Raw genomic sequence first — 20,893 nt, 5'->3', positions numbered from 1 at the left:
CATAGGAGATCAATTAAAACTTCTGGGTTTAATCTGACGAGTAATAAAAAGTCTTCATTTATTAGTTTTTATTGTATTATCCATTTTTCAATAGATCTAATACAAGTGTTTCCAAAATTTTTAGAATGATGCATATCCAGCGACAGTAAATCCTCTACCAAATCTGTACTCTTTACAAGAATATCTACTTTAATAAAAACAGATTTCAAATTGATTTTATCTAGAATAAAAGGGACGAATTCCAAAATAATTCTCTTATGCGTATAGAGAACGTTTCTTAAAATATTTTTAGTGTGTAAGTTGTTTCTGTCTGAATTGTAGGTTTTTTCTAAACTTAAGGCAGCTTCATTCTAAAAAGTATTCTTGATACGATTAAAGGTGTTATTTGTCTGATTACGAACGTTTTTTTATTGATCTTGAAAGTATGTATTGATCTTTTTTTAATTAGAAATTAACTTTTTTAACATGAAATTAATGGTTGACCAATAAGCGCAAGAATTTCTTTAAAAGTACAAAAATTGTGAAAAATTTTGAATAGTTTCAAAACCTATTTGGTAGCTGTCTATACGATTATAAACTCATGAAAAATACAAGTTTAACTGAAAACAGGGTAGTTCTAAATTAAAATAATAAAGACTTTTATCCTTTAAAAAATAGAACATATGATAGTAATGAAACGTTTAGTAAACACTTTAGATAAAAATAGCATAGCGATTACTTTATTATGGTTTCTATGTATTAACATATCTAATAGTATAAATGCACAGAATATGGAAGATTTTATAGAGCATGATTCTTTTATAATAGTAGATAATCCGAAGGAAGTATATAAAAGTTTTTATAAGGATGGAATGCTTTACGAAGGGTATTTTCCTAAAGGAAATTCGGAGTTTCCAAGAGTAGACTATTATGAGAAGGGAATTCTAAAGTTTCAATATTCATTGGATATTTATCAAATGGCGTTAAATGGAGAATCAGAAGATATTGATGCTCCTATTGAGATGACAGAAGAGGAGTATGATGCATATTTAAAAAATCGATATAAACCTAAACTAGATATAAAATCTATTTACCAGAATGGCGAGATAATCGATGGATATAGCTATAAAGAAATAAAATCAGGGTTACTGACAAGAAAAATTGAAAATTATAGAACTATTGCGTTATTCATTGATGTATTTGCAATGCACTTTTATCAAAGAGTTAATATTATTTTAGATGGTGATCGGATATACATAAAGTCACCAACTATGGAAATGTCGGAAGAGAATCTGGAACTACAGTTATACAGAGAAGGTAATACTTGGATAACCAAACAGGAACTAAATCGGGAAACAATTGGACAATATTATTATGTCATCGGAGAACCGAAAAATTTACTTCCTAATACTACATTTTTTATATACAATCAGGAAGAGAATACCTATGGTTATGGCTATAAAGTATTTGAAAATATTATGGGAAATGGGATGAATCTGATGGATATTGATAGTATGTATTTTAATAATCCCAAAATGTTTCATACAAAGAATATGGAGACGTTTTTTGAAGATTTTATAGATTCGTATGCTGTTCAAATGTCAAAGGAAGAAGTAAGACCAAAAGAACCTGAAATATATCGAGGATACATACTAACGAATAAAAAAGGTGAAATAATAAAAGGGATCCGATTTTTTGAGAAAGAAAAAAACACCTTTTACGAAGAATATAAGGAAGGAAATACAATAAAAAAAGAGAATATAAGTCTACTTAATTTTCAAGATATGTTTAAAATATATATGGAGAATAATCGATAATCCAATATTTTATTTCCTATATGTTCATAGAAAAATCATCAATTGTTTCGGTAATTTAAAAATAAAAATTATATTTGCGTATAATTAACGCAAAATAAAATACGGTATGAATCCACTACTATTAACAGACGGTTACAAATTAGGTCATAAAGAACAATATCCAGAAGGAACCACCTTAGTGTATTCTAATTGGACTCCAAGAAAGAGCAGGATTAATGGAATTGATCAAGTAGTATTCTTTGGATTACAATATTTTATAAAAGAATATCTTATCGACCGATTTAATAAAGACTTCTTCAATCTTCCAAAAAAAGAAGTAGTTTCAGAGTATAAAAAGTATGTTGACAATTATTTAGGTGTTGATTATGATGTAAAGCATATCGGAGAATTACACGATTTAGGTTATTTGCCGATTGAAATAAAAGCATTACCCGAAGGTACTGAAGTTCCAATTCGCGTTCCTATGTTTATACTGGTCAATACGAAGCCAGAATTCTTTTGGTTAACGAATTACTTAGAAACATTACTTTCTAGTATTATTTGGCAACCCTGTACTTCTGCTACTATAGCTAAACAGTATCAAAAAATTTTAAGAAAGTTCGCTTCAGAAACGGATAAAGAAAACCTCGAATTTATTACTTGGCAAGGACATGATTTTTCTATGAGGGGAATGTCTGGTACCGAATCTGCTATTATTAGTGGTATGGGACATGCACTTTCTTTTTCAGGAAGTGATACTTTACCAGTAGCAAAAGCGTATGAGATGTATTATAATGCAGATGTAACCAAAGAATTGGTCATAGGAAGTGTAAATGCTACTGAGCACAGTGTAATGTGTGCTGGGAGTAAAGATGATGAAATAGGAACTTTCAGAAGATTACTAAATACGTATCCAACTGGAATCTTATCTGTAGTATCTGATACATGGGATTTGTGGAAAGTGTTAACAGAATATCTTCCTCAACTTAAAAATGAAATATTAGAGCGTGATGGAAAACTTGTTATAAGACCTGATTCAGGGGATCCTGTAGATATTATTTGTGGATGTGAACATGAGAATACTGTAATTGCCAAAGGAGTTATAGAACTATTATGGGATGAGTTTGGAGGTACTATCAATGCACAGGGATACAAAGTACTAAATCCTAAAATAGGAGCTATTTACGGAGATAGTATCACGATTGAAAGAGCTACTCAAATTTGTGAGCGTCTCAAGCAAAAGGGATTTGCTTCTACGAATGTAGTACTAGGAATTGGAAGTTTTACATATCAATATAATACTAGAGATACCTTTGGTTTTGCAATGAAGGCTACTTATGTAGAAGTAAATGGAGAAGGAAGAGAAATCTTCAAAGATCCTATAACGGATGATGGTACAAAAAAATCAGCGAAAGGACTGGTGCAATTGTACGAATCTGATGGCGAGATTAAACTAAAAGATCAATGTACCATTGAAGAAGAGAAACTCGGATTGTTACAAACGGTTTTCAAAGATGGAGAATTAATTCTTGATCAGAATCTATCCGATATTCGAAAGCGAATGCTATAATCTTTAGTATAATATATTTAGAAACTCCCAAAATTCATTTTTGGGAGTTTCTTTTTTTAGTTTAGGGTTTCTTCAATCCAAGCTGTTACTATTATATGGGAATCAYAGTTTTTAACTCAACGAAATTTTGTTGGTTTTTTTGTAAGGATTGTTTTTGAATTACGACGTCTATTTTAATACCAATCATTTGGTATGTAACTAACTTATAAAACACAACATCATGGGTGCAATTTGGTTTTTTGAGGATGCCAACCTCTTTAAGGTATTATGTCCTCATAAATTTAAGAACTACAAGAAAGATCACGATTTTGATGCCTACAAGAAAAGTGATTATATCTATTTTGAAGAGGATTCTGCTAATAAGGTATATCTTATCGAAAAAGGAAAGGTCAAAATTGGCTATTATTCTGAAGACGGAAATGAAGTGGTAAAAGCAATTTTAACTCGCGGAGAGCTTTTTGGGGAAAAAGCGATACTAGGAGAAGACAAGAGAACAGAGTTTGCGCAATCTATTGATAACACAACTTCGATATGTCCTATTGGTGTGAAAACCATGCATGATCTAATGCGTGACAACCAAACCTTTAGTTTAAAAGTATACAAATTCATAGGGCTACGTTTCAAGCGTCTTGAACGAAGATTACAACTACTCTTGTTTAAGGATACAAAAACGAGATTATTGGAGTTCTTGAATGAGCTGAAAGAGGATTTTGGATATTGTTGTCCTGATACTGGGGATACAGTTATACATCATCCATATACGCAAAGGGATATAGCTAATCTTATAGGAACTTCTAGACCAACCTTAAATATTTTAATGAACGAACTTAAGGAGTCAAATCGAATTGATTTTAATAGGAAAGAAATCCGCTTAATTGTTGCTTAGTGTTAGCTACCTAACATTTTAAATTGTTTTATGAATTTACTTTTACAGTAATAATAATCATAAAACAAAAAGCAATGTTTAAGAAAATAATTATAGGTATGCTTGCGATTGGGGTAATCGCAGTTTCCTGTGACGAAGATGATGACAATGTACAAGTAGCCAATGCAGGAACTATTGAAGGAGGTCCTTTTGAATTTGATGTAGATGGGGACCCAGATATGGTTTCCGGTATTACTTTAGATGATTCAGGCGCATTTGGTACTGGTAGTACATGGGTTATTACAGATGACCAAGGAAATATTCTTGGATTACCTCCAACATTAGCAGCTGTAGAAGGTGTGGATTTTGATGGAGCTGGAGCTGGAACTTGTTTTATCTGGTATGCTAGATATAACGGTGAAATTTCTGGACTAGAAATGGGAATGAACGCCAATGATGTTACCGGTGATTTCGATCTTTCGAATTCTATTACTGTAGAGCGTAATCAAGTAGCTAATGCAGGAGTTATAGAAGGAGGACCTTTTGAGTTTGATGTAGACGGAGAACCAGATATGGTATCTGGAATTACATTGGATGATACGAATGTTTTTGGTTCAGGTAGTACTTGGATCGTTACAGATGATCAAGGAAATATTCTTGGATTACCTCCAACATTAATGGCTTTAGAAGGTGTAGATTTTGATGGAGCAGGAGCAGGTACATGTTTGATCTGGTATGCACGATATGAAGGTGAAATTTCTGGATTAGAAATGGGAATGAATGCTAATGATGTTACTGGTGATTTCGATCTTTCAAATTCTATTACTGTAGAGCGTAATCAAGTTGTAAATGCAGGGACGATTTCTGGAGGTCCATATGAATTCGATGTTGATGGAGAGCCTGATATGGTGTCCGGAATTACATTAGACAGTTCAAACGCATTTGGAGATAATGGTACTTGGATTATTACTGATGATATGGGTAATATTTTAGGTCTTCCGCCAACATTAATGGATGTAGAAGGAGTAAACTTTGATAATGCTGGTGCAGGAACCTGTTTAATCTGGTATGCAAGGTATAATGGTACTGTAACTGGATTAGAAATGGGAATGAATGCCAATGATGTTATGGGAGATTTTGATCTTTCAAATTCGATTACAGTTGTTCGTAATCAAGTGGTAAATGCAGGAACACTTTCAGGAGGTCCTTATGAGTTTGATGTAGATGGAGAAACTGATAACGTATCTGGAATTACCTTAGATGATACCAACGCTTTTGGAGATAACAGCACTTGGATTATCACTGATGATCAAGGAAATATTTTAGGACTTCCATCAACATTAATGGATGTAGAAGGAGTGGATTTTGATGCAGCAGGTCCTGGTGTATGTCTAATCTGGTATGCGCGATATAATGGTACGGTAACAGGATTAGAAATGGGAATGAATGCTAATAATGTGATGGGAGATTTTGATCTTTCTAATTCCATCACTGTGACTCGTAATCAAGTAGTGAATGCAGGAACAATTTCTGGAGGACCATTTGTATTTGATGTAGATGGAACCATCGATAATGTTTCTGGAATTACATTAGACGATACTTTTGCGTTTGGAGATAATAGCACTTGGATTATCACAGATGATCAAGGAAATATTTTGGGACTTCCAGGAACATTATCAGAGGTAGAAGGAGTAGATTTTGACTTAGCAGGAGTTGGAGTATGTTTAATCTGGTATGCAAGATATAATGGTATGGTTACTGGATTAGAAATGGGAATGAATGCTAATAATGTGATGGGAGATTTTGATTTATCAAACTCAATAACAGTGACAAGAAATTAATTAATGTATAGTGAAAAAGAAAATGCATTATTGAAGATAATGTGAACTTAACGTTGCTAAGCTTCTTACATGGAGCTTAACCTAACACGATAGTTCATTGTTGTTTTTTTGTTAGTTTTAAAGCGCGGTCTCTGGCCGTGCTTTATTTATTTGTCTACTTTTGTAAGGAAACTGTTAATCACAGACCAACCTTTAAAAATACAATATACTATACCCAATGAAGTTCGATCAAAAGAAAATCTCAAACATACTTTTTGTAATCTTATTATTACTGTTTTTTATTCCTAATACTCGAGGAATGATGCAAATTTTTCTTACTCGAATATTTTCTTTTAGTCCTAGTTTGGTGGCAGTAGAGGAACGAGCAAAAGTAACTTCTTTTGATTGGAAACTACATGGTGTAAATACCGAATCCATGAATTTCAATAGCGCCGAAGGAAAAGTAATATTATTAAATTATTGGGCTACTTGGTGTCCTCCGTGTATTGCAGAAATGCCTTCTCTACAGAAATTGTATAACGATTATRAAGATACAGTAGTTTTCGTTTTTCTTACTGAAGACGATGATCCCGAACTGAACAAATTTATGAATGATAAAAGTTATAACTATCCCATATATAGATCATTATCAGCACATCCTAAACCTTTTGTACACAAACCTATACCAGGAACATATCTAATAGATAAAAAAGGAAATATCGTAWTACATAAAGTTGGAGCTGCAGATTGGAATACTGATAAAGTCAGAGCTACCATAGATCAACTTTTATCAGAATAATCTATTTTTTGAAGTACTTAAAAGGGACAATCAGCATACCGTAACATTCCCCTTTATCTTTTTTTAGGTGTTTATGATGTATTTTATGTGCTCTGCGAACTCCTCTAGCATACCAATGATTTGCATTTCTAAATAGTTTAAATCGTTGATGGATAAAGATATCATGCACAATAAAATATGCAATTCCATATGCTAAAATTCCAAAACCAATAGCTTCACCCATCCAGAAAGTAATGGGATCATGAGACATAAAAAATATCATACTTACCGCAGCATAGAACACAAAAAATAAGTCGTTTCGTTCCCACCAACTATTATGGTTTTTATGATGATGATCTTTATGTAAAGACCATAGAAAACCGTGCATAATGTATTTATGGGTAAACCAAGCCATAAATTCCATAATACAGAAGGTACCAAGAAATATTAATATCCAAATGAAAATATTCATTTTAAGTAAATTGTGTAAAAAACACTATTAAATTAAATTCATTCTATAATCAAAATAAGATTTGGCTAGTAATCCAAATTTTTGATAGTTAGGAACTCTGATTCTTGTATTTTTAATTTCTACAGAAGGAGTAGATTCTAACTTGGTCAATAACTTTTTATAATAAATGTACGCGGTATATACTCCAAATTTTGCTTCTACTGGTAATTTCATAATACCTTCGAATCCTTTATTGAAATCTTCCTGAATTTCCTCTATGATTTTTTGTTTAGAAGCTTCATCTAATTGAGTAAGATCAGTGTCAGGAAAATACGTACGACTTAATTCTTCGAAATCAGCTTTTAGATCTCTTAGAAAGTTTACTTTCTGAAAAGCAGAACCTAAGTGCATAGCACTTTCTTTTAGTTCTTCATATTTTTGTTGATCACCTTTTACGAATACTTTCAAGCACATTAGACCTACTACATCCGCAGAACCATATATATATTCCTTATACTCAGCGGTCGTTAAATAATTGGTTTTATGAAGGTCTAATCGCATACTTTTCATAAACGCTTCATACAATTCTGGTGCTATTTGATATTCATGAACCGTCTTTTGAAATGAATTCAATATAGGGTTTAAGCTAATTTTGTTTTCAATCGCTTTATACATTTCCGCTTCAAAATCATTGAATAGTGTCTCCTTGTCATAATCGTGGAAGCTATCAACAATTTCATCAGCAAAACGAACAAATCCATAGATATTGTAAATATCTTGTCGGATAGAATCAGATAACATTTTAGAAGCTAATGAAAAAGATGTGCTGTAAGAGTTGGTAACTAGCTTACTGCAACTGTAAGAAACGGAATCAAATAAAGCTTTCATAGAGGTAGTTTTAGTTTAACTTTTTTAAAAGAAAAAATAAGATTAGATCGAATAAAAATAATATGGTAAAATGTGTATTTTGTTCGTCATACAACTTGCAATTTTGGTCGCGTAGAAAGATTACACTGCGATTCTATTAAACCTGCTACTAATTTCCCAGAAATCAACGATGGAGGGACTCCTGGTCCAGGAACAGTGAGTTGTCCTGTAAAAAATAAGTTCTTCACTTTTTTACTTTTCAACTTAGGTCTAAGAAACGCTGTTTGCAATAAAGTATTTGCCATCCCATAAGCATTTCCTTTATATGAATTGTATTCTGTTACGAAGTCTTTTACACAAAAAGATTCTTTAAAGATAATATGGTTTTGAACACTTTGATCGGTTTGATGTTCAAAGCGTGTTATAATTTTATTAAAATACTCTTCTCTAAGCTCTGGAGTATCTTCTATACCAGGTGCTAAAGGTATTAAAAAAAAGCCATTTTCCATTCCTTCTGGTGCTGTCCCAATATCAGTTACGGAAGTAAAATTGGCATAAAACAAAGGGTCTTCAGGCCATTTTGGATCATCATAAATATCCTTTGCATGGAGATCAAAATCAGTATCAAAAAATAAGTTATGATGCTCAATATTTTTTAGTTTTTTGTCAAAGCCAACATAAAATAACAAAGATGAAGGAGCGAATGTTTTTCGTTCCCAATATTTTTCTGAGTATTGTCTATATTTAGAATCTAATAGTGTTTCACCATGATGATAATCGGCCCCACAAAGTACTACATCAGCATCTATAGTTGAAGAATTTACTGTAATACCAATTGCATGACCATTTTCTACATTTATTTTCTCAACAGGTGCATTGGTAACAATTTTTACACCAAGAGATTCTGCAAGCCTTTTCATGCCTAATATTACCTCATACATACCGCCTTTAGGGTGCCAAGTTCCAAGTCCAAAATCAGCATAGTTCATAAAACTATAAAAAGCTGGAGTATCGCTAGGTTTTGCTCCTAAAAATAAAACTGGAAACTCAAGAATCTGAATTAACTTTTTGTTAGTAAATTCTTTTCTCACTTCTTTGGAGATGGTACTAAAAAACTGACCGATTTTTTTAATGGTTTCTTTTGTTACTAACTCTATTGGAGAAACTCCAGGACGATATACCAATTCTTTAATAGCTATATCATAGTTACTTCTAGCGGCGTCAATAAATTTTTTARGTTTAGCGGCACTGCCTTCTTCTTCTTTTTCGAAAGCGGCATAGATTTTTTCTAAAGTATCTTCTATTGAAATACTTTGCTTGTCCTCAAAAAATACTTTATATGCAGGATTTAATTTATCCAATGCGTAAAAATCCGAAGGAGACGTATCAAAATCGTTGAAAAATTTTTCAAAAACATCAGGCATCCAATACCAGGAAGGACCAATATCAAAAGTAAACCCTTCTTTTTTTAGTTGTCTTGCTCTGCCACCAACAGTACTGTTTTTTTCATAGATAGTAACATCGCATCCCAATTGTGCTAAATAACAGGATGCAGAAAGTGATGAAAAGCCGGAGCCGATAATAACTACTTTTGAAGACATGCTGGTTGTGGTTTGTTTATTGGGGGTTTTTATAATTCTTTAATTAGATCGGTTATTGACGAAAAATAACGATGGTTCGGAGCGCTACTTTTCGAGATGTGCATGGTTTGTTTCCCTAGCATCCAAAATTCACTTTCGCGCTTTGTACACACAACATCATTAAATTTTTTAACGTAATCCTCTATTTTATCTTTTTCAGGTCTAACAGTAAAGTAGGATAGAAATGTAGTGTTTTCATGAAAAGTAAGCATATTAGGCAGGCTATCTAATGGAATGCTTGGACCTAGATAAATCGCCTTATACCCTTTTAACAAAATTTCATAATTGAYATACAACAAACCTAACTCATGAATCTCATTTTCTGGCAGAAAAAGTACAAAAGCCTTATCCGTCTGTGTGGATTTAGAGTATTGTAGTTTTTCTATATTGATAAGTAACTTCTGCTTGATTAGGTTGGTAATAAAATGTTCGTGCGAAGGACTTATAGTATTCGTTTGCCATAACAAACCTATTTCTGTTAATAAAGGAATAAAAACGTCAGTAAAAATTTGTCTAAATGTTCTCTTTTCTGATAATTGCTCATAGGTGCCTAAGAACAATTGCAAATCATAATTAAGCATAGCTATTTTCAAAGAATTGATAGCTTGGTTTTTGGTGCTTGTATCCGAAACAATGCGTCGTACATATTCATCAATTTCTTGATTATTTAACTTGGATACTCTGGATATCTTATACCCACTATTAACTAAATATGTAACATTAAGTAGTTTTTGTAAACTTTTTAAACTATATGTACGAATATTTGTTTCAGTTCTGTCTGGAGATAATAAATTGTATCTTTTTTCCCATATTCTAATCGTATGCGCTTTTACTCCGCATAGATTTTCCAGATCCTTGATACTAAAATTTTGCTTAATATTGTTCACCCTTTTATAAAAATAGTTAAACAAATTTAAACAAAAATATAAGTACTTGAAAGATAGTCCTTGTTAAAATATTAACCATAATTGTTAAAAATGGAATAGAAGCCCAAAATAGTGAAAACAAATTTAATCTTATTGATTAAAAAAAATCAACTAGCTCTTGTTTTAGTAGTACGAATTTTTAAGAATATGAATGTTAGGTGTTTAGGTAAATTGAGTAGTTGAAATAATGGGTAAAACTTTATTTTAACTGTTAAGTTTGTTTAATGAGAATCTGGTTATAATACAAGCAAGAGTATACGCTCTTACTTGTATTATAATTTCTTTATTTTAAGTAATCTATAGGGTCAACATTTTTTCCATTTAGTCGTACTTCATAATGAAGATGAGGTCCTGTAGAAAGTCCTGTGTTCCCGCTTTTTCCAATAATTTCTCCTGCTTTAACCTGCTGATTTTCTTTTACATCAAAACTGTCCAAGTGTGCATACCAGGTTTCATAGCCATCTGTATGCGATATCACAATTAAATTACCCCAATTACCTTTGTTCTTAGCTAATTTTACTGTTCCATTAGCAGTTGCTATAATAGGAGTTCCAATTTTCGCTCTTATGTCAATTCCTTGATGGATTACATTTTTTTTCAATTTAGGGTGGTCAAATTTTTTGCCATAATGTGCAGTGATATTTTCCTTAGTCCCATTTTGAATTGGAAATCCAGAAGGGGGAATCTCTACTTTAATTTCCTCTTCAATGATATTTTCAATAACGTCCCCAGTATCTATCGCGGGTTTTATAAATGCCGTAAGAATCAGAAATAATAAAGGAGTAAGTAAAACATATCTGAATGTTTTTTTAGGATTAGAATTGGTTTTTGTGATCATGTCTATTCGTTTTTTGATTAATGAATGATTAAAATAACTGTATAATTTTGATGTTGATTTGGTTCCTAGGTTTTTAATGAGTAACTCTAGATACGCTGATTTTTTGATCTGACTGTTTATGACAAATTTGTCTGCTTGGAATTCATGAATTGACCTTAAGGCTCTTCTGAAAACATAAACAATAGGGTTGAACCAAAAAAATGCTATGTATATCTCAGTAATGATCAAGTCTAGTGTGTGGTATAGTCTTATATGTGCATTTTCATGTTCTAAAATTGGGGCTTCAATAGTATTGATTTGGTCTTTTGGTATAAAAATCCAACCAAAACTTGAAAAAATGTGAGAAGTATCTGCAATGATTAAAGAGATTCCGTTTTTGTGAATTTTAGTAGATCTTTTCTTTAAAAAGAACAACTGTAATATGGATAAGAATAATCGCGAGAGATAAAAAACAATACCAATAAAATAAAATAATGTAATAAAATAAACAATGTTGTAGGTGGAATCGATATTGGATTTTACTTGCGATGTTTCTTCTCGTATGATATCGTTTACAGATAAGTATTCCTCAAAATTGGGAATGATGATGGTTTTAGGAGCAACTTCGAAGTTTATGTAACTTACCAAAGGAAAAGCAAGTGATAGTGGTAATATAGCTAAAAGTAGCATCCTATTAATCTTGTGAAAAGTCAATTTTCTAAAGAATAGATGATATGAAACATATAAAACAGTTAAACAAGAACTCGCTTGAAGCAGATATGTAAAAAAACTAGTCATTCTCTCTTTTTAGTTGATCAATTTTGTCTTCTATTAATTGTTTCATTTCTTCTAATTCTGAAACATTTAAATCCTCATTGTTTGTGAAAAATTGGGCAAACTTGCTTATTGATCCACTAAAAAAGTTCTTTACAACTCCTTTAAAGTGATTTTTAAAGTAGTGTTCTTTAGTCACTAATGGATAGTATTGTTTAATCCTTCCATAAAGTGTAAAGCTGATAAATTTTTTAGTGACTAGAGTCCTAATAACTGTAGATATTGTGGTATATGCAGGACGTGGTTCTGGAAATTGTTCCACAATATCTTTAAGGAAGGCTTTTTCGAGCTTCCAAAGATATTTCATCACCTGTTCTTCTGCCTTTGTTAGATCTTTCATAAGACAAATATAACTATATTTTTAGTAATAAAACTACAAAATTAGTAATAATACTATTTTTATAGTAATAAATACTGTGTTTGAAGTAAATAGATTAGATTCAGAATGATTTTTATAAAGGGAACTAATATTCTGATATAGCTATTTTTGAACTGTTAATTCCTCAATGAGATACATATAAACACGACAAAAAAATATTGACTATAAATGCAGCTGGAATAAGAAAAAACTGGAAGTGAGAATTAAAAATAATTTAATTAGTTGTTATTTTGATCCTATTTCCTTGTCGATATATTAATTTAATTCATGGATTAGAGGTGTTTAATTTCAAAAACTGAATGGCATTACTAATATGTTTTTCAACTGTTCTAGTAGAAATGCCAAGTAATTTTGCTATTTCTTTATTTCTTTTTTGTTTCAAACGACTTAATTTAAATACTTCTTTACATTTTTCAGGTAATTGTTCTATTGTGATCTCAATTTGTTGTAGATACATCTCTTTTTGATTTTCTTCAGTTGCTATAAAAATTTGTAATAGCGTCTGTGTTCTTAGGTGGTCAAGCATGTCTATTTCTTTCTTTTGTGCTCTTAGGTGCATTAAAAACTCATTATGACAAGCTTTATATAAATAACTTTTTAGCGAGGAATTAATATGTAGGTTCTTTTTTTTCTCCCATATTCTTATGAATACATTTTGAACCAAATCTTTAGATAAATTCATATTGCTAGAAAGTTTATAGACGTAGTTACATAACTCTTTATGGTGTTGATTGAAGATGATTTTAAAAGCTTGTTCATCCCCTTTGCGTAAATTTTTAATAAGTATAACTTCAGAATTTTGACCTCGATTCTTCATAAGTAACTTGATTAGTTTTAAAAGTGATTTATGTGATGTATTATGCTATATCGCATCTTCGATATTTCGGGTCAAAAGTAGAATCAGATGTTATTTTTTTTAGTAAATTGAGGTGTACAAAAGGTGTATAATGAGGTAGGTATGATGTGTGTAAAAAGGGGGAAGACTTCTGAATTTTAATGAGTTAGGTGTGTTTGGTGATTTTTCCTTAATCTTTGTCATAAAATAAATTGCCTGATTCTTTTATTTTTAAAAGTTAGGCTTTAAGCATATTTTCACATGAGTTTTAGTGCGTTCATAAATAGAATGGTTTTTGGGGGTAAAATTATAAAAGAAATATTTTTCTCCTTATTTCTTTTTTTTATAGGGGTAATTAGTCTGGCTCAAGAGTCAGATGATTTAGCTAGATTTAATGAATTGGTTAAAAATGAACCTAGACGTGGTGATGAAGGAGCGAATAAAAAGTTTCATGCCTTATTACAGCTTTCCAAAAAACTGAATTTACCGGAAAAAGAATGTTATTACACCGGTAGGTTATTGGCGGATCATTATTCCAATTTAGAAACTCGAAATGATAGTTGCTTGTTTTATCTTCAAAAGGTAAAGAATCTTGTTAAGACTCATGAAAATATCTTGTCTCCTAAAGAAAAGGTTCATTTATATTCTGCCATAGCTTTTACCGAAGCTGGTTTTTTTGGATATAACTCAAATGTGACTAATTATTATGGGAAAGCCTATGATTTGGCATTATCTATCCAAGATGAAGAGCGTATCTTTTATATAAAAAATCATGTTGCCTGGTTGATCGTTCTTCGAGGCGACAATGAATTGGATCAGATAAATGATGTGATTATAGATTTAGAAAAAGCACTACAAGTCTACCCAAAAAATGTTTATAGATTTGTTTCTTATAATGCATTAGCGCAATTATATTTTGCAAAGAATGATTTAACTTCTGCCAAGGCGTGGGTGGATAAGACGTTAGATAGTAAAATTGAAATAGATGCATCTCCACAGTGGTATGATAGATATAAGTACTGGGAATCACAAAACCTATTAAGTTATTATTTTTATAAGCAAGGAGAAGTGTATAAGGCAATAGATATATTAAATGCTGCCACAAACTCTTTTGACTCTTTTTCTGGCCATGAGAATGATTTCACTCTTATGTATTATCATTACTTTTTATACTATAGTCACATTGGAGATACGGAAAAAGCACTTTCATATATTACTAAAGCATGTGATAGTCCTTTAACGATTTATGAGAAAATATTTTATAGAGATCAAATGGTTCAGTTTTTATATAAAATAGGTGATCATGACTCAGCCAAAAAAGTAAATCAAGAAAAATTAGATTTATTGTCTCAAATATCTGTTTCAGATTCTAATATGTTTTCTAAATATCTAATCAATGAGCTTCAAAAGAAAGATTTAGAGGTAGCACAGAATGTATTAATAAATACAAACCTGCAGCTAAAGGAAAAAAATATTGCCAAGACTAATCAAGTACTCTGGTTAACAATTGCTTTAATTTTAGGCTTGATTACGGTGCTTACCTATATTTTTATAAAAAAAGGGAAGAAAAAAGATAAGACAATTGTTGACTTAAGACTCAGAGAATCTAGAGTTTTACAAGAATTAGTCGACCAAAGAGAGAATGAGTTGCAATTGGTAGCTCTTAAAGTGACTAATAAATTGAGTGTTTTAAAAGAGCTCAAGGAAGAGATAGAAAATATAACACAGATTACTCCAGAGATCAACACTTTAAAAGCAAAGGTCAATAGTTTAATATCTTCAGGAACAGAACTTGCAGAAGTTTCTGATCGATTGCAATCGCAATATCCAGGGATCTCCTATAACTTAAAAGAATCTCATCCTGATCTATCCGAAACAGAAATCAGGTATTGTTTATTGACCAAATTAAATTTATCGTTAAAAGAAACAGCAAATATCTTAATGGTATCACCAGATACCGTAAAACATACCAGAAGTCGTATTAAAAGAAAAATGAAAATATCTAAAGAATTAAGTTTAAAAGAATATATGGATCAAATTTCTAATGAAAAAAGGATTGTCGCTTAATCATTAGAATGTGATTTATGTAATGTTTTTTGCCTGAAAACCATTAGTTGTCTCTTATAAATCAAATATCTTTTCTTAATATCATATTTTTGTAAACCCTTATTTTTGTTATAGTTCCCCTCGGACTTCTCTAAGCTACTCCTAATTTTTTTTTCAAAAAAAACAGATCCAAGTACGTGTTTTTTTACAAGCCTGCATCATAAGTGTAGAAAATGAATAAGTTATAGATTTATGACTAGTACTTGTTCTAAAAACTAATGATTATTTGAATGTATATCATTTTGCTTGGGTGAAATTTAACTAAAAACTCAGCTAGTAATAACGCAAGATTATCATTTGGTTTAAAGTAACAAGTGAGTGCGCACCAAGAATCCAACTACTATTCTTTTTCATAAGGAGGTATCCGAAAATCCTTTATAAAGAGTAGGAACAACAAATCATTTAATTTTTAAAATACTATGAAAAATTTAAGAAAGTATTATGGCTTAGTCATTATGTTATCAATTGTATTAGGGTCTTGTGAAAAAGAGGACGATGCAGATCAAGTACTATTGGATGAAAATGTAACCGAAAACACAAATGCTGAAACTGATTCGAATAAAATTAGTTTTGTTATTAACGATGCAGGTAAGCAGGTGTCAGAAGAAGAATACCTTAAAGAATTGGCTGATAAAAGAAAGACATTATCTAAGTCTAGTAATGCCAGATATTGTAGATCGCTTCCTTCTAGGGATTTTCATAAATATGGTTTGAATCTCTCGAAACAATCTGATTTGGATGCCGCGAGGTATAGAGGATATCGTTGGTTAAAAGATATCATGCGTGTACAGGATAATATAATTATTAATCAAAATTCTAATGCTAAATTACTTCCTAATTTTAGTGTAAACGGTCAGAGCTATGGGTATCATACTTTTGATGGTACTAATTATCCAACAGAGATATGTTTTATTAGAGAATCTCTTTCCAATGGTCCTGAGATCAGATCCCTGTCACACCCAACCATTGAGGATTCTGAGAATAAGAAAGGAGATCCAAATATGGATGTTTCTCTTAATGGTCAAAAATTTGGTAGCGTTGCAAATAAAAAATCTTCTAGTATTTCTCGTACAAAGGCTAGTACTGTGAATGGAAGTTATACAGCAACAGCAACATTGGATGCTAAATTTTTTGGAGTAGGAACATCAATAAGTGGAGCTGTTATGGTTGGAGGAGCAACAACAAATACAAATCAAACTGTAGAAGGGGAAGAAGTAACAAGGACTAAAGATATCTTATTTAGCCCTGGACATATTGTACCAAAAGGACAACAATGCGATTTTTTACTATACGAAGAAAAAAGAGCTGCGGTGACTAAGTATCGAGTAAAGCAACGAATCTTCGGACAAGTTAATTATCAATATTGGACCGGAGATTATTATGCTGCTCCTAATTTTAGATCTAAAACCTATTTTTCTTCAAATAATTATAGTGCAGGATTTCTATTTCCTACCCCTGTAATGCAAGGAAAAATATATACAGATTTTGAAACTTATGATAATTACACCCATTATTCTATAGAGCGAACTAATTGCAGATCATTATAGGGTAAGAGAGGACTAAATAAAAAGGGCTGTTTGATGGCTATATAGAAATAATACTACCTATCGAATAGCTCTTAGCCTCATATATTTTAACTATTTATATTATGAAAATACAAAAGGAAATATCCATAGCGATGATATCATTAGGGATTGGAGTTTTATCAGCTGTAATCATATTAAGTTTATATCTCTCAAAAGAGTTTAGTACTACAAGTGTAACTTCTTTTGATCAAGAAAATACATCTGGTACACTATCCGATTTGGAATCAAAAAAAGAATCATTAATGCCTGCCCCAGTAATAGCATTGCAGGATCATAACGGACGAGAAATAGGATTAGATAGTCTGTCAACAGAAAAGAAAAAAATCTTAGTATTTGCGCAGAAGGATTGTGAATATTGCGAAAGTTTTTATCCAGAATTAGATGCATTCTCCAAACAGTATAAAAATTTTGAGGTAGTTGTCGTCAATTATGGAGCAACAGTAGATGATAACAATCAGACGATGAAAGAAAAAGAGTATGGCTTTAAGCTGTTGTCAGGTACAGAAAAAGTGTTTGCAGATTATCAAATACAAGCTACGCCTACCACTTTTTTACTGGATGAAAATAATCGTATTGTAGAAGCAGCTTTTGTAGAAACCAAAGCACAGATGGAAGAATGGATGTTTGCTATTTGATAAATGATATGTCTCGTGTAAAAATAAAACCGTATGTTTTTTACCTCTTTCAGTGCCCCCCAATCTGATAGAGGTTTTTTGGTTTTTAGTTTTTTTAGAATTTTAAGTAAGTGATTTTTGGTTTTTTTGCATCCTATAAATAGGAATACTAAAAAGAAAAGATCTTGATGAAAGAATACTTGTTTTTAATTGATCAATATTTAAATAATACAATTTCTCAAAACGATAGGGAAACTTTACTACTATGGGTGACAGAAAAGAAAGAACATGAAAACATTTTTAAAAAAGAAATAGGTAACTGGAGTTTATCAGCAAAAGAAATTCCAGTAAATACGACTAAGGCTTTTGAAAATCTTATAGCATTACTGAAAAAGAAGTAACAAAGTCATTTGTTATTACTTTACTTGAATTCTATTGAATCTTAATTTTAAAAGAAGAAAAGTGCCCAGAGCGGGAGTCGAACCCGCACGCCCTAATGGACACATGGCCCTCAACCATGCCTGTCTACCAATTCCAGCACCTGGGCTTTTCTATGAATTTACAATATACTGTAAAACTAAAAAAGTATCACAAGAGATTGTGATACTTTTTAGTGACCGGGCTGGGGCTCGAACCCAGGACCCTCTCCTTAAAAGGGAGATGCTCTACCAACTGAGCTACCCGGTCATTGATAATTACATTATCCTAAATTTATAAGAACTTTTAAGAGAATAATTTTCTGTGTAAAATTTATTCTAATCTTTCTAGTGACCGGGCTGGGGCTCGAACCCAGGACCCTCTCCTTAAAAGGGAGATGCTCTACCAACTGAGCTACCCGGTCATTAACATTCTTTTCCTGAATGCGGGTGCAAATATACTATCAATAATTTATTTTTCAAGAAGAATTTAATATAAATTTACATTTTATTTTAAATGCCCTTTTTTTAAGGCATAAATAACCTAAATTTTTATTCATGAATATTGTCTTATTAGGGTATATGGGATGCGGTAAGTCCTCAATTGCTAAAGAGTTAGCTTCTCAATTGGGAATGAATAGTCTTGATTTGGATCATTATATCGAAGATCAAGAGAAAAAATCTATCGCACAGATTTTTAAAGATCATGGGGAGATATATTTTAGAAAAAAGGAAAGTCAATACCTAAAACAACTACTAGAAACCTATACAAATCATATAATTTCGCTTGGAGGAGGAACGCCGTGCTTTGCAGGAAATATGGAGCTTATAAAAAATGATGCTACCTCTAAAAGTATCTATTTAAAGACGTCTCTAGAAGAATTAGTAAATCGATTATTTACCGAAAAAGAACATAGACCACTAATTGCTCATATTTCGTCAAAAGAGGATTTGAAAGATTTTATTCGTAAACACCTCTTCGAGCGATCATTTTATTATAATCAAGCAGAACATATGGTTTCTACAGATGCAAAAAATGTAAAAGAAATAGCACTAGAAATTAAAGAATTACTATTCTAAAGTAGCGAGATCATTTTCACCGAAAATAACATTTACATGTTCATGTAGTGATGTTGATAATGAAATTCCTTTGAAATCAGCTTTGATTGGATATTTTTTATGATTTCGGTTTACCAAAACTGCGGTTTTAAATCTAGTTAACGGAACATCTAAAAAATGTTTTACACCATACACTAGAGCTTTACCAGAATTTAAGACATCATCAGCAAGAACAAGCGCTTTATTTTCATATTCCGATGATGAAAGAGAAGTTTGTACAGTATTCTGAGGTGAAGTTTTATCCATAGTAACCTCACATAAAATAATAGTAATATCTGAAATTTCCTCTAATATTGTCTTTAGTCGTTGTGCAAAAATATAACCGTTTTGTGCAATACCCGCAATAACAATTTCTTTTTCACCAACGTTGGTTTCATAAATTTGATAAGCTATTCGCTTTATTTTATGTTGAATTTGTTCGTGCGTAAGAATAATGTTGTCTTTGGTTTGCATATATACGAGTAATAATTCTTCTTAATTAGGTTTCAAAGATAAAAAAGAGTTCGTTACCCTTTCTAGGAAGAATAGAATTATAACAATTTTCTAGAGTTTTAATTTCGAAATGATTTGAAAATAAGGAAATGTATTCTTGTTTTGTTCCTCCGAAAGGTGGACCTTTCTTTTCGAAAGTACGGCTAAATAAAACACCAATCAATTTTCCACCTTCTTTTAATAAGGATTTCATTTTGGTAACATATTCTTTTCTTTGAGTAGGTGCCAATGCACAGAAAAAAGTTTGCTCTATAATGATATCAAATTGGTCTTTTACCTTAAAAAAATCATTTAATATAATTTGTTCTTCTGGAAAATCAGGATGTGTTTTCTTGAATAGATCTAATGTGTCTTTTACAAAATCTAAGATGTATATATTTTTGAACCCTTTATTGAAAAGATGTGCAGCTTCATAAGCATTACCACATCCAGGAATTAATATCTTTAGATTTTTATCTTCTATTTGATCAAAATACGAAGCTATTGGAGGAGAAGCATACCCAATATCCCATCCGGTTTGTTGTTGTTCGTATTTCTTAGTCCAAAAATCAATATCTAAATTCATTCTTCACTATCGTTATCATTATCTGAAGGCCCTTCAAACCAATCATCAATATCCCTTCTATCTTTTTTGGTAGGTCTACCGGTACCTCTTTTTCGGTAATAATCTTTAGAATAATTTAAAAGATCTAGTTTTTGCAACGCTTCTTCTGGAGTAACGTCTTTACGATATATGTCGACAAGCTTAGCGCCTAGTCGACTTTTTGGTGTGTCTAATACAATAAGTTCATAATTAACTTGGTTTTTACGAACAGTAATTTTATCAGTTGGGTATATTTCTCTGGATGGTTTTATAATATCTCCATTCACACGAACTTTACCTTCTTTACAAGCTTTTGTAGCAATACTACGTGTCTTAAAATATCTGATACACCATAAATATTTATCAACTCGCATAAAAAATGATTAAAAAATGCGTTTATCTCTAATAATAGTGGAACAA

General features: G+C 31.5%; 20 protein-coding genes and 3 tRNA genes. 10 read left to right on the top strand and 13 right to left on the bottom strand.

The window, feature by feature from the left end; genetic code table 11:
* Window positions 1-671 precede the first annotated feature (671 nt).
* The 5 genes from GBO31_RS03645 to GBO31_RS03625 all read left to right on the top strand — a co-directional run bounded on the left by GBO31_RS03645 (window position 672) and on the right by GBO31_RS03625 (window position 6,829).
* The gene (locus GBO31_RS03645) at window positions 672-1,796 is read left to right on the top strand and encodes a hypothetical protein (RefSeq protein WP_219006955.1); all 1,125 of its coding nucleotides are present in this window, start codon (window positions 672-674) and stop codon (window positions 1,794-1,796) included.
* Window positions 1,797-1,902: 106 nt separating this feature from the next.
* A complete protein-coding gene (locus tag GBO31_RS03640) occupies window positions 1,903-3,345 on the top strand; it encodes a nicotinate phosphoribosyltransferase (protein ID WP_219006954.1) in 1,443 nt (480 codons plus the stop codon).
* A 220-nt stretch (window positions 3,346-3,565) separates the two neighbouring features.
* Window positions 3,566-4,231 (top strand): Crp/Fnr family transcriptional regulator, encoded by a 666-nt coding sequence (locus tag GBO31_RS03635; RefSeq protein ID WP_219006953.1) that lies wholly within the window; start codon window positions 3,566-3,568, stop codon window positions 4,229-4,231.
* 74 nt (window positions 4,232-4,305) lie between these two features.
* Window positions 4,306-6,051, top strand: a complete 1,746-nt coding sequence (locus tag GBO31_RS03630) for a hypothetical protein (RefSeq protein ID WP_246615759.1) — start codon at window positions 4,306-4,308, stop codon at window positions 6,049-6,051.
* 217 nt (window positions 6,052-6,268) lie between these two features.
* Window positions 6,269-6,829 (top strand): TlpA family protein disulfide reductase, encoded by a 561-nt coding sequence (locus GBO31_RS03625; RefSeq protein WP_219006952.1) that lies wholly within the window; start codon window positions 6,269-6,271, stop codon window positions 6,827-6,829.
* Between the two features lies 1 nt (window position 6,830).
* Here the strand turns inward: GBO31_RS03625 and GBO31_RS03620 are convergent, their stop codons facing one another.
* From GBO31_RS03620 to GBO31_RS03590, 7 genes are all read right to left on the bottom strand, one after another.
* Window positions 6,831-7,280 carry a beta-carotene hydroxylase gene (locus tag GBO31_RS03620; protein WP_219006951.1) on the bottom strand — a complete coding sequence of 150 codons (450 nt, stop codon included), beginning with the start codon at window positions 7,278-7,280 and terminating at the stop codon, window positions 6,831-6,833.
* Between the two features lie 27 nt (window positions 7,281-7,307).
* The gene (locus GBO31_RS03615; protein WP_219006950.1) at window positions 7,308-8,147 is read right to left on the bottom strand and encodes a phytoene/squalene synthase family protein; all 840 of its coding nucleotides are present in this window, start codon (window positions 8,145-8,147) and stop codon (window positions 7,308-7,310) included.
* Window positions 8,148-8,233: 86 nt separating this feature from the next.
* Window positions 8,234-9,727, bottom strand: coding sequence for a phytoene desaturase family protein (locus GBO31_RS03610; protein WP_219006949.1), 1,494 nt, complete (start codon window positions 9,725-9,727; stop codon window positions 8,234-8,236).
* Between the two features lie 29 nt (window positions 9,728-9,756).
* Window positions 9,757-10,653: a MerR family transcriptional regulator gene (locus GBO31_RS03605; RefSeq protein WP_219006948.1), complete on the bottom strand. Its 897-nt coding sequence runs from the start codon at window positions 10,651-10,653 to the stop codon at window positions 9,757-9,759.
* Between the two features lie 322 nt (window positions 10,654-10,975).
* A complete protein-coding gene (locus GBO31_RS03600) occupies window positions 10,976-12,199 on the bottom strand; it encodes a M23/M56 family metallopeptidase (RefSeq protein WP_219006947.1) in 1,224 nt (407 codons plus the stop codon).
* 100 nt (window positions 12,200-12,299) lie between these two features.
* On the bottom strand, window positions 12,300-12,683 hold the full coding sequence (locus tag GBO31_RS03595) for a BlaI/MecI/CopY family transcriptional regulator (protein ID WP_219006946.1): 384 nt from the start codon (window positions 12,681-12,683) through the stop codon (window positions 12,300-12,302).
* A 304-nt stretch (window positions 12,684-12,987) separates the two neighbouring features.
* The gene (locus tag GBO31_RS03590) at window positions 12,988-13,539 is read right to left on the bottom strand and encodes an RNA polymerase sigma factor (protein ID WP_219006945.1); all 552 of its coding nucleotides are present in this window, start codon (window positions 13,537-13,539) and stop codon (window positions 12,988-12,990) included.
* A gap of 279 nt (window positions 13,540-13,818) precedes the next feature.
* Here GBO31_RS03590 and GBO31_RS03585 point away from each other — a divergent pair, with 279 nt between their 5' ends.
* From GBO31_RS03585 to GBO31_RS03570, 4 genes are all read left to right on the top strand, one after another.
* Entirely contained in the window at window positions 13,819-15,624 is a 1,806-nt protein-coding gene (locus tag GBO31_RS03585) for a tetratricopeptide repeat protein (RefSeq protein ID WP_219006944.1), read from the top strand.
* 458 nt (window positions 15,625-16,082) lie between these two features.
* Complete coding sequence (locus GBO31_RS03580; RefSeq protein ID WP_219006943.1) at window positions 16,083-17,210, top strand: hypothetical protein; 1,128 nt, start codon at window positions 16,083-16,085, stop codon at window positions 17,208-17,210.
* A 101-nt stretch (window positions 17,211-17,311) separates the two neighbouring features.
* Window positions 17,312-17,884 carry a TlpA family protein disulfide reductase gene (locus GBO31_RS03575; protein WP_219006942.1) on the top strand — a complete coding sequence of 191 codons (573 nt, stop codon included), beginning with the start codon at window positions 17,312-17,314 and terminating at the stop codon, window positions 17,882-17,884.
* Window positions 17,885-18,048: 164 nt separating this feature from the next.
* Window positions 18,049-18,264, top strand: coding sequence for a hypothetical protein (locus tag GBO31_RS03570; RefSeq protein ID WP_219006941.1), 216 nt, complete (start codon window positions 18,049-18,051; stop codon window positions 18,262-18,264).
* Window positions 18,265-18,326: 62 nt separating this feature from the next.
* Here the strand turns inward: GBO31_RS03570 and GBO31_RS03565 are convergent.
* From GBO31_RS03565 to GBO31_RS03555, 3 genes are all read right to left on the bottom strand, one after another.
* Window positions 18,327-18,410 (bottom strand) — tRNA-Leu (locus GBO31_RS03565).
* Window positions 18,411-18,477: 67 nt separating this feature from the next.
* Window positions 18,478-18,550: transfer RNA gene (locus GBO31_RS03560), tRNA-Lys, on the bottom strand.
* 81 nt (window positions 18,551-18,631) lie between these two features.
* Window positions 18,632-18,704: transfer RNA gene (locus tag GBO31_RS03555), tRNA-Lys, on the bottom strand.
* A gap of 133 nt (window positions 18,705-18,837) precedes the next feature.
* On the opposite strand from GBO31_RS03555, the gene GBO31_RS03550 reads away from it, so the two are divergent.
* Entirely contained in the window at window positions 18,838-19,359 is a 522-nt protein-coding gene (locus tag GBO31_RS03550; RefSeq protein ID WP_219006940.1) for a shikimate kinase, read from the top strand.
* Here GBO31_RS03550 and GBO31_RS03545 read toward each other — a convergent pair.
* The 3 genes from GBO31_RS03545 to GBO31_RS03535 are packed head-to-tail and all read right to left on the bottom strand — an operon-like array spanning window position 19,351 to window position 20,847.
* The gene (locus GBO31_RS03545; protein ID WP_219006939.1) at window positions 19,351-19,851 is read right to left on the bottom strand and encodes a phosphoribosyltransferase family protein; all 501 of its coding nucleotides are present in this window, start codon (window positions 19,849-19,851) and stop codon (window positions 19,351-19,353) included. The two genes, GBO31_RS03550 and GBO31_RS03545, sit on opposite strands and share 9 nt — an antisense overlap.
* A 25-nt stretch (window positions 19,852-19,876) precedes the next feature.
* Window positions 19,877-20,455 carry a methyltransferase domain-containing protein gene (locus GBO31_RS03540; protein ID WP_219006938.1) on the bottom strand — a complete coding sequence of 193 codons (579 nt, stop codon included), beginning with the start codon at window positions 20,453-20,455 and terminating at the stop codon, window positions 19,877-19,879.
* Window positions 20,452-20,847, bottom strand: coding sequence for an RNA-binding S4 domain-containing protein (locus GBO31_RS03535; RefSeq protein WP_219006937.1), 396 nt, complete (start codon window positions 20,845-20,847; stop codon window positions 20,452-20,454). Before GBO31_RS03535 ends, GBO31_RS03540 begins: the two co-directional genes overlap by 4 nt.
* Window positions 20,848-20,893: the final 46 nt, after the last annotated feature.

The organism is Aquimarina litoralis (genome assembly GCF_019295435.1).
GTDB classification, from domain to species: Bacteria; Bacteroidota; Bacteroidia; order Flavobacteriales; family Flavobacteriaceae; genus Aquimarina; species Aquimarina litoralis_A.
This window is presented reverse-complemented; position numbering and strand designations above follow the sequence as displayed.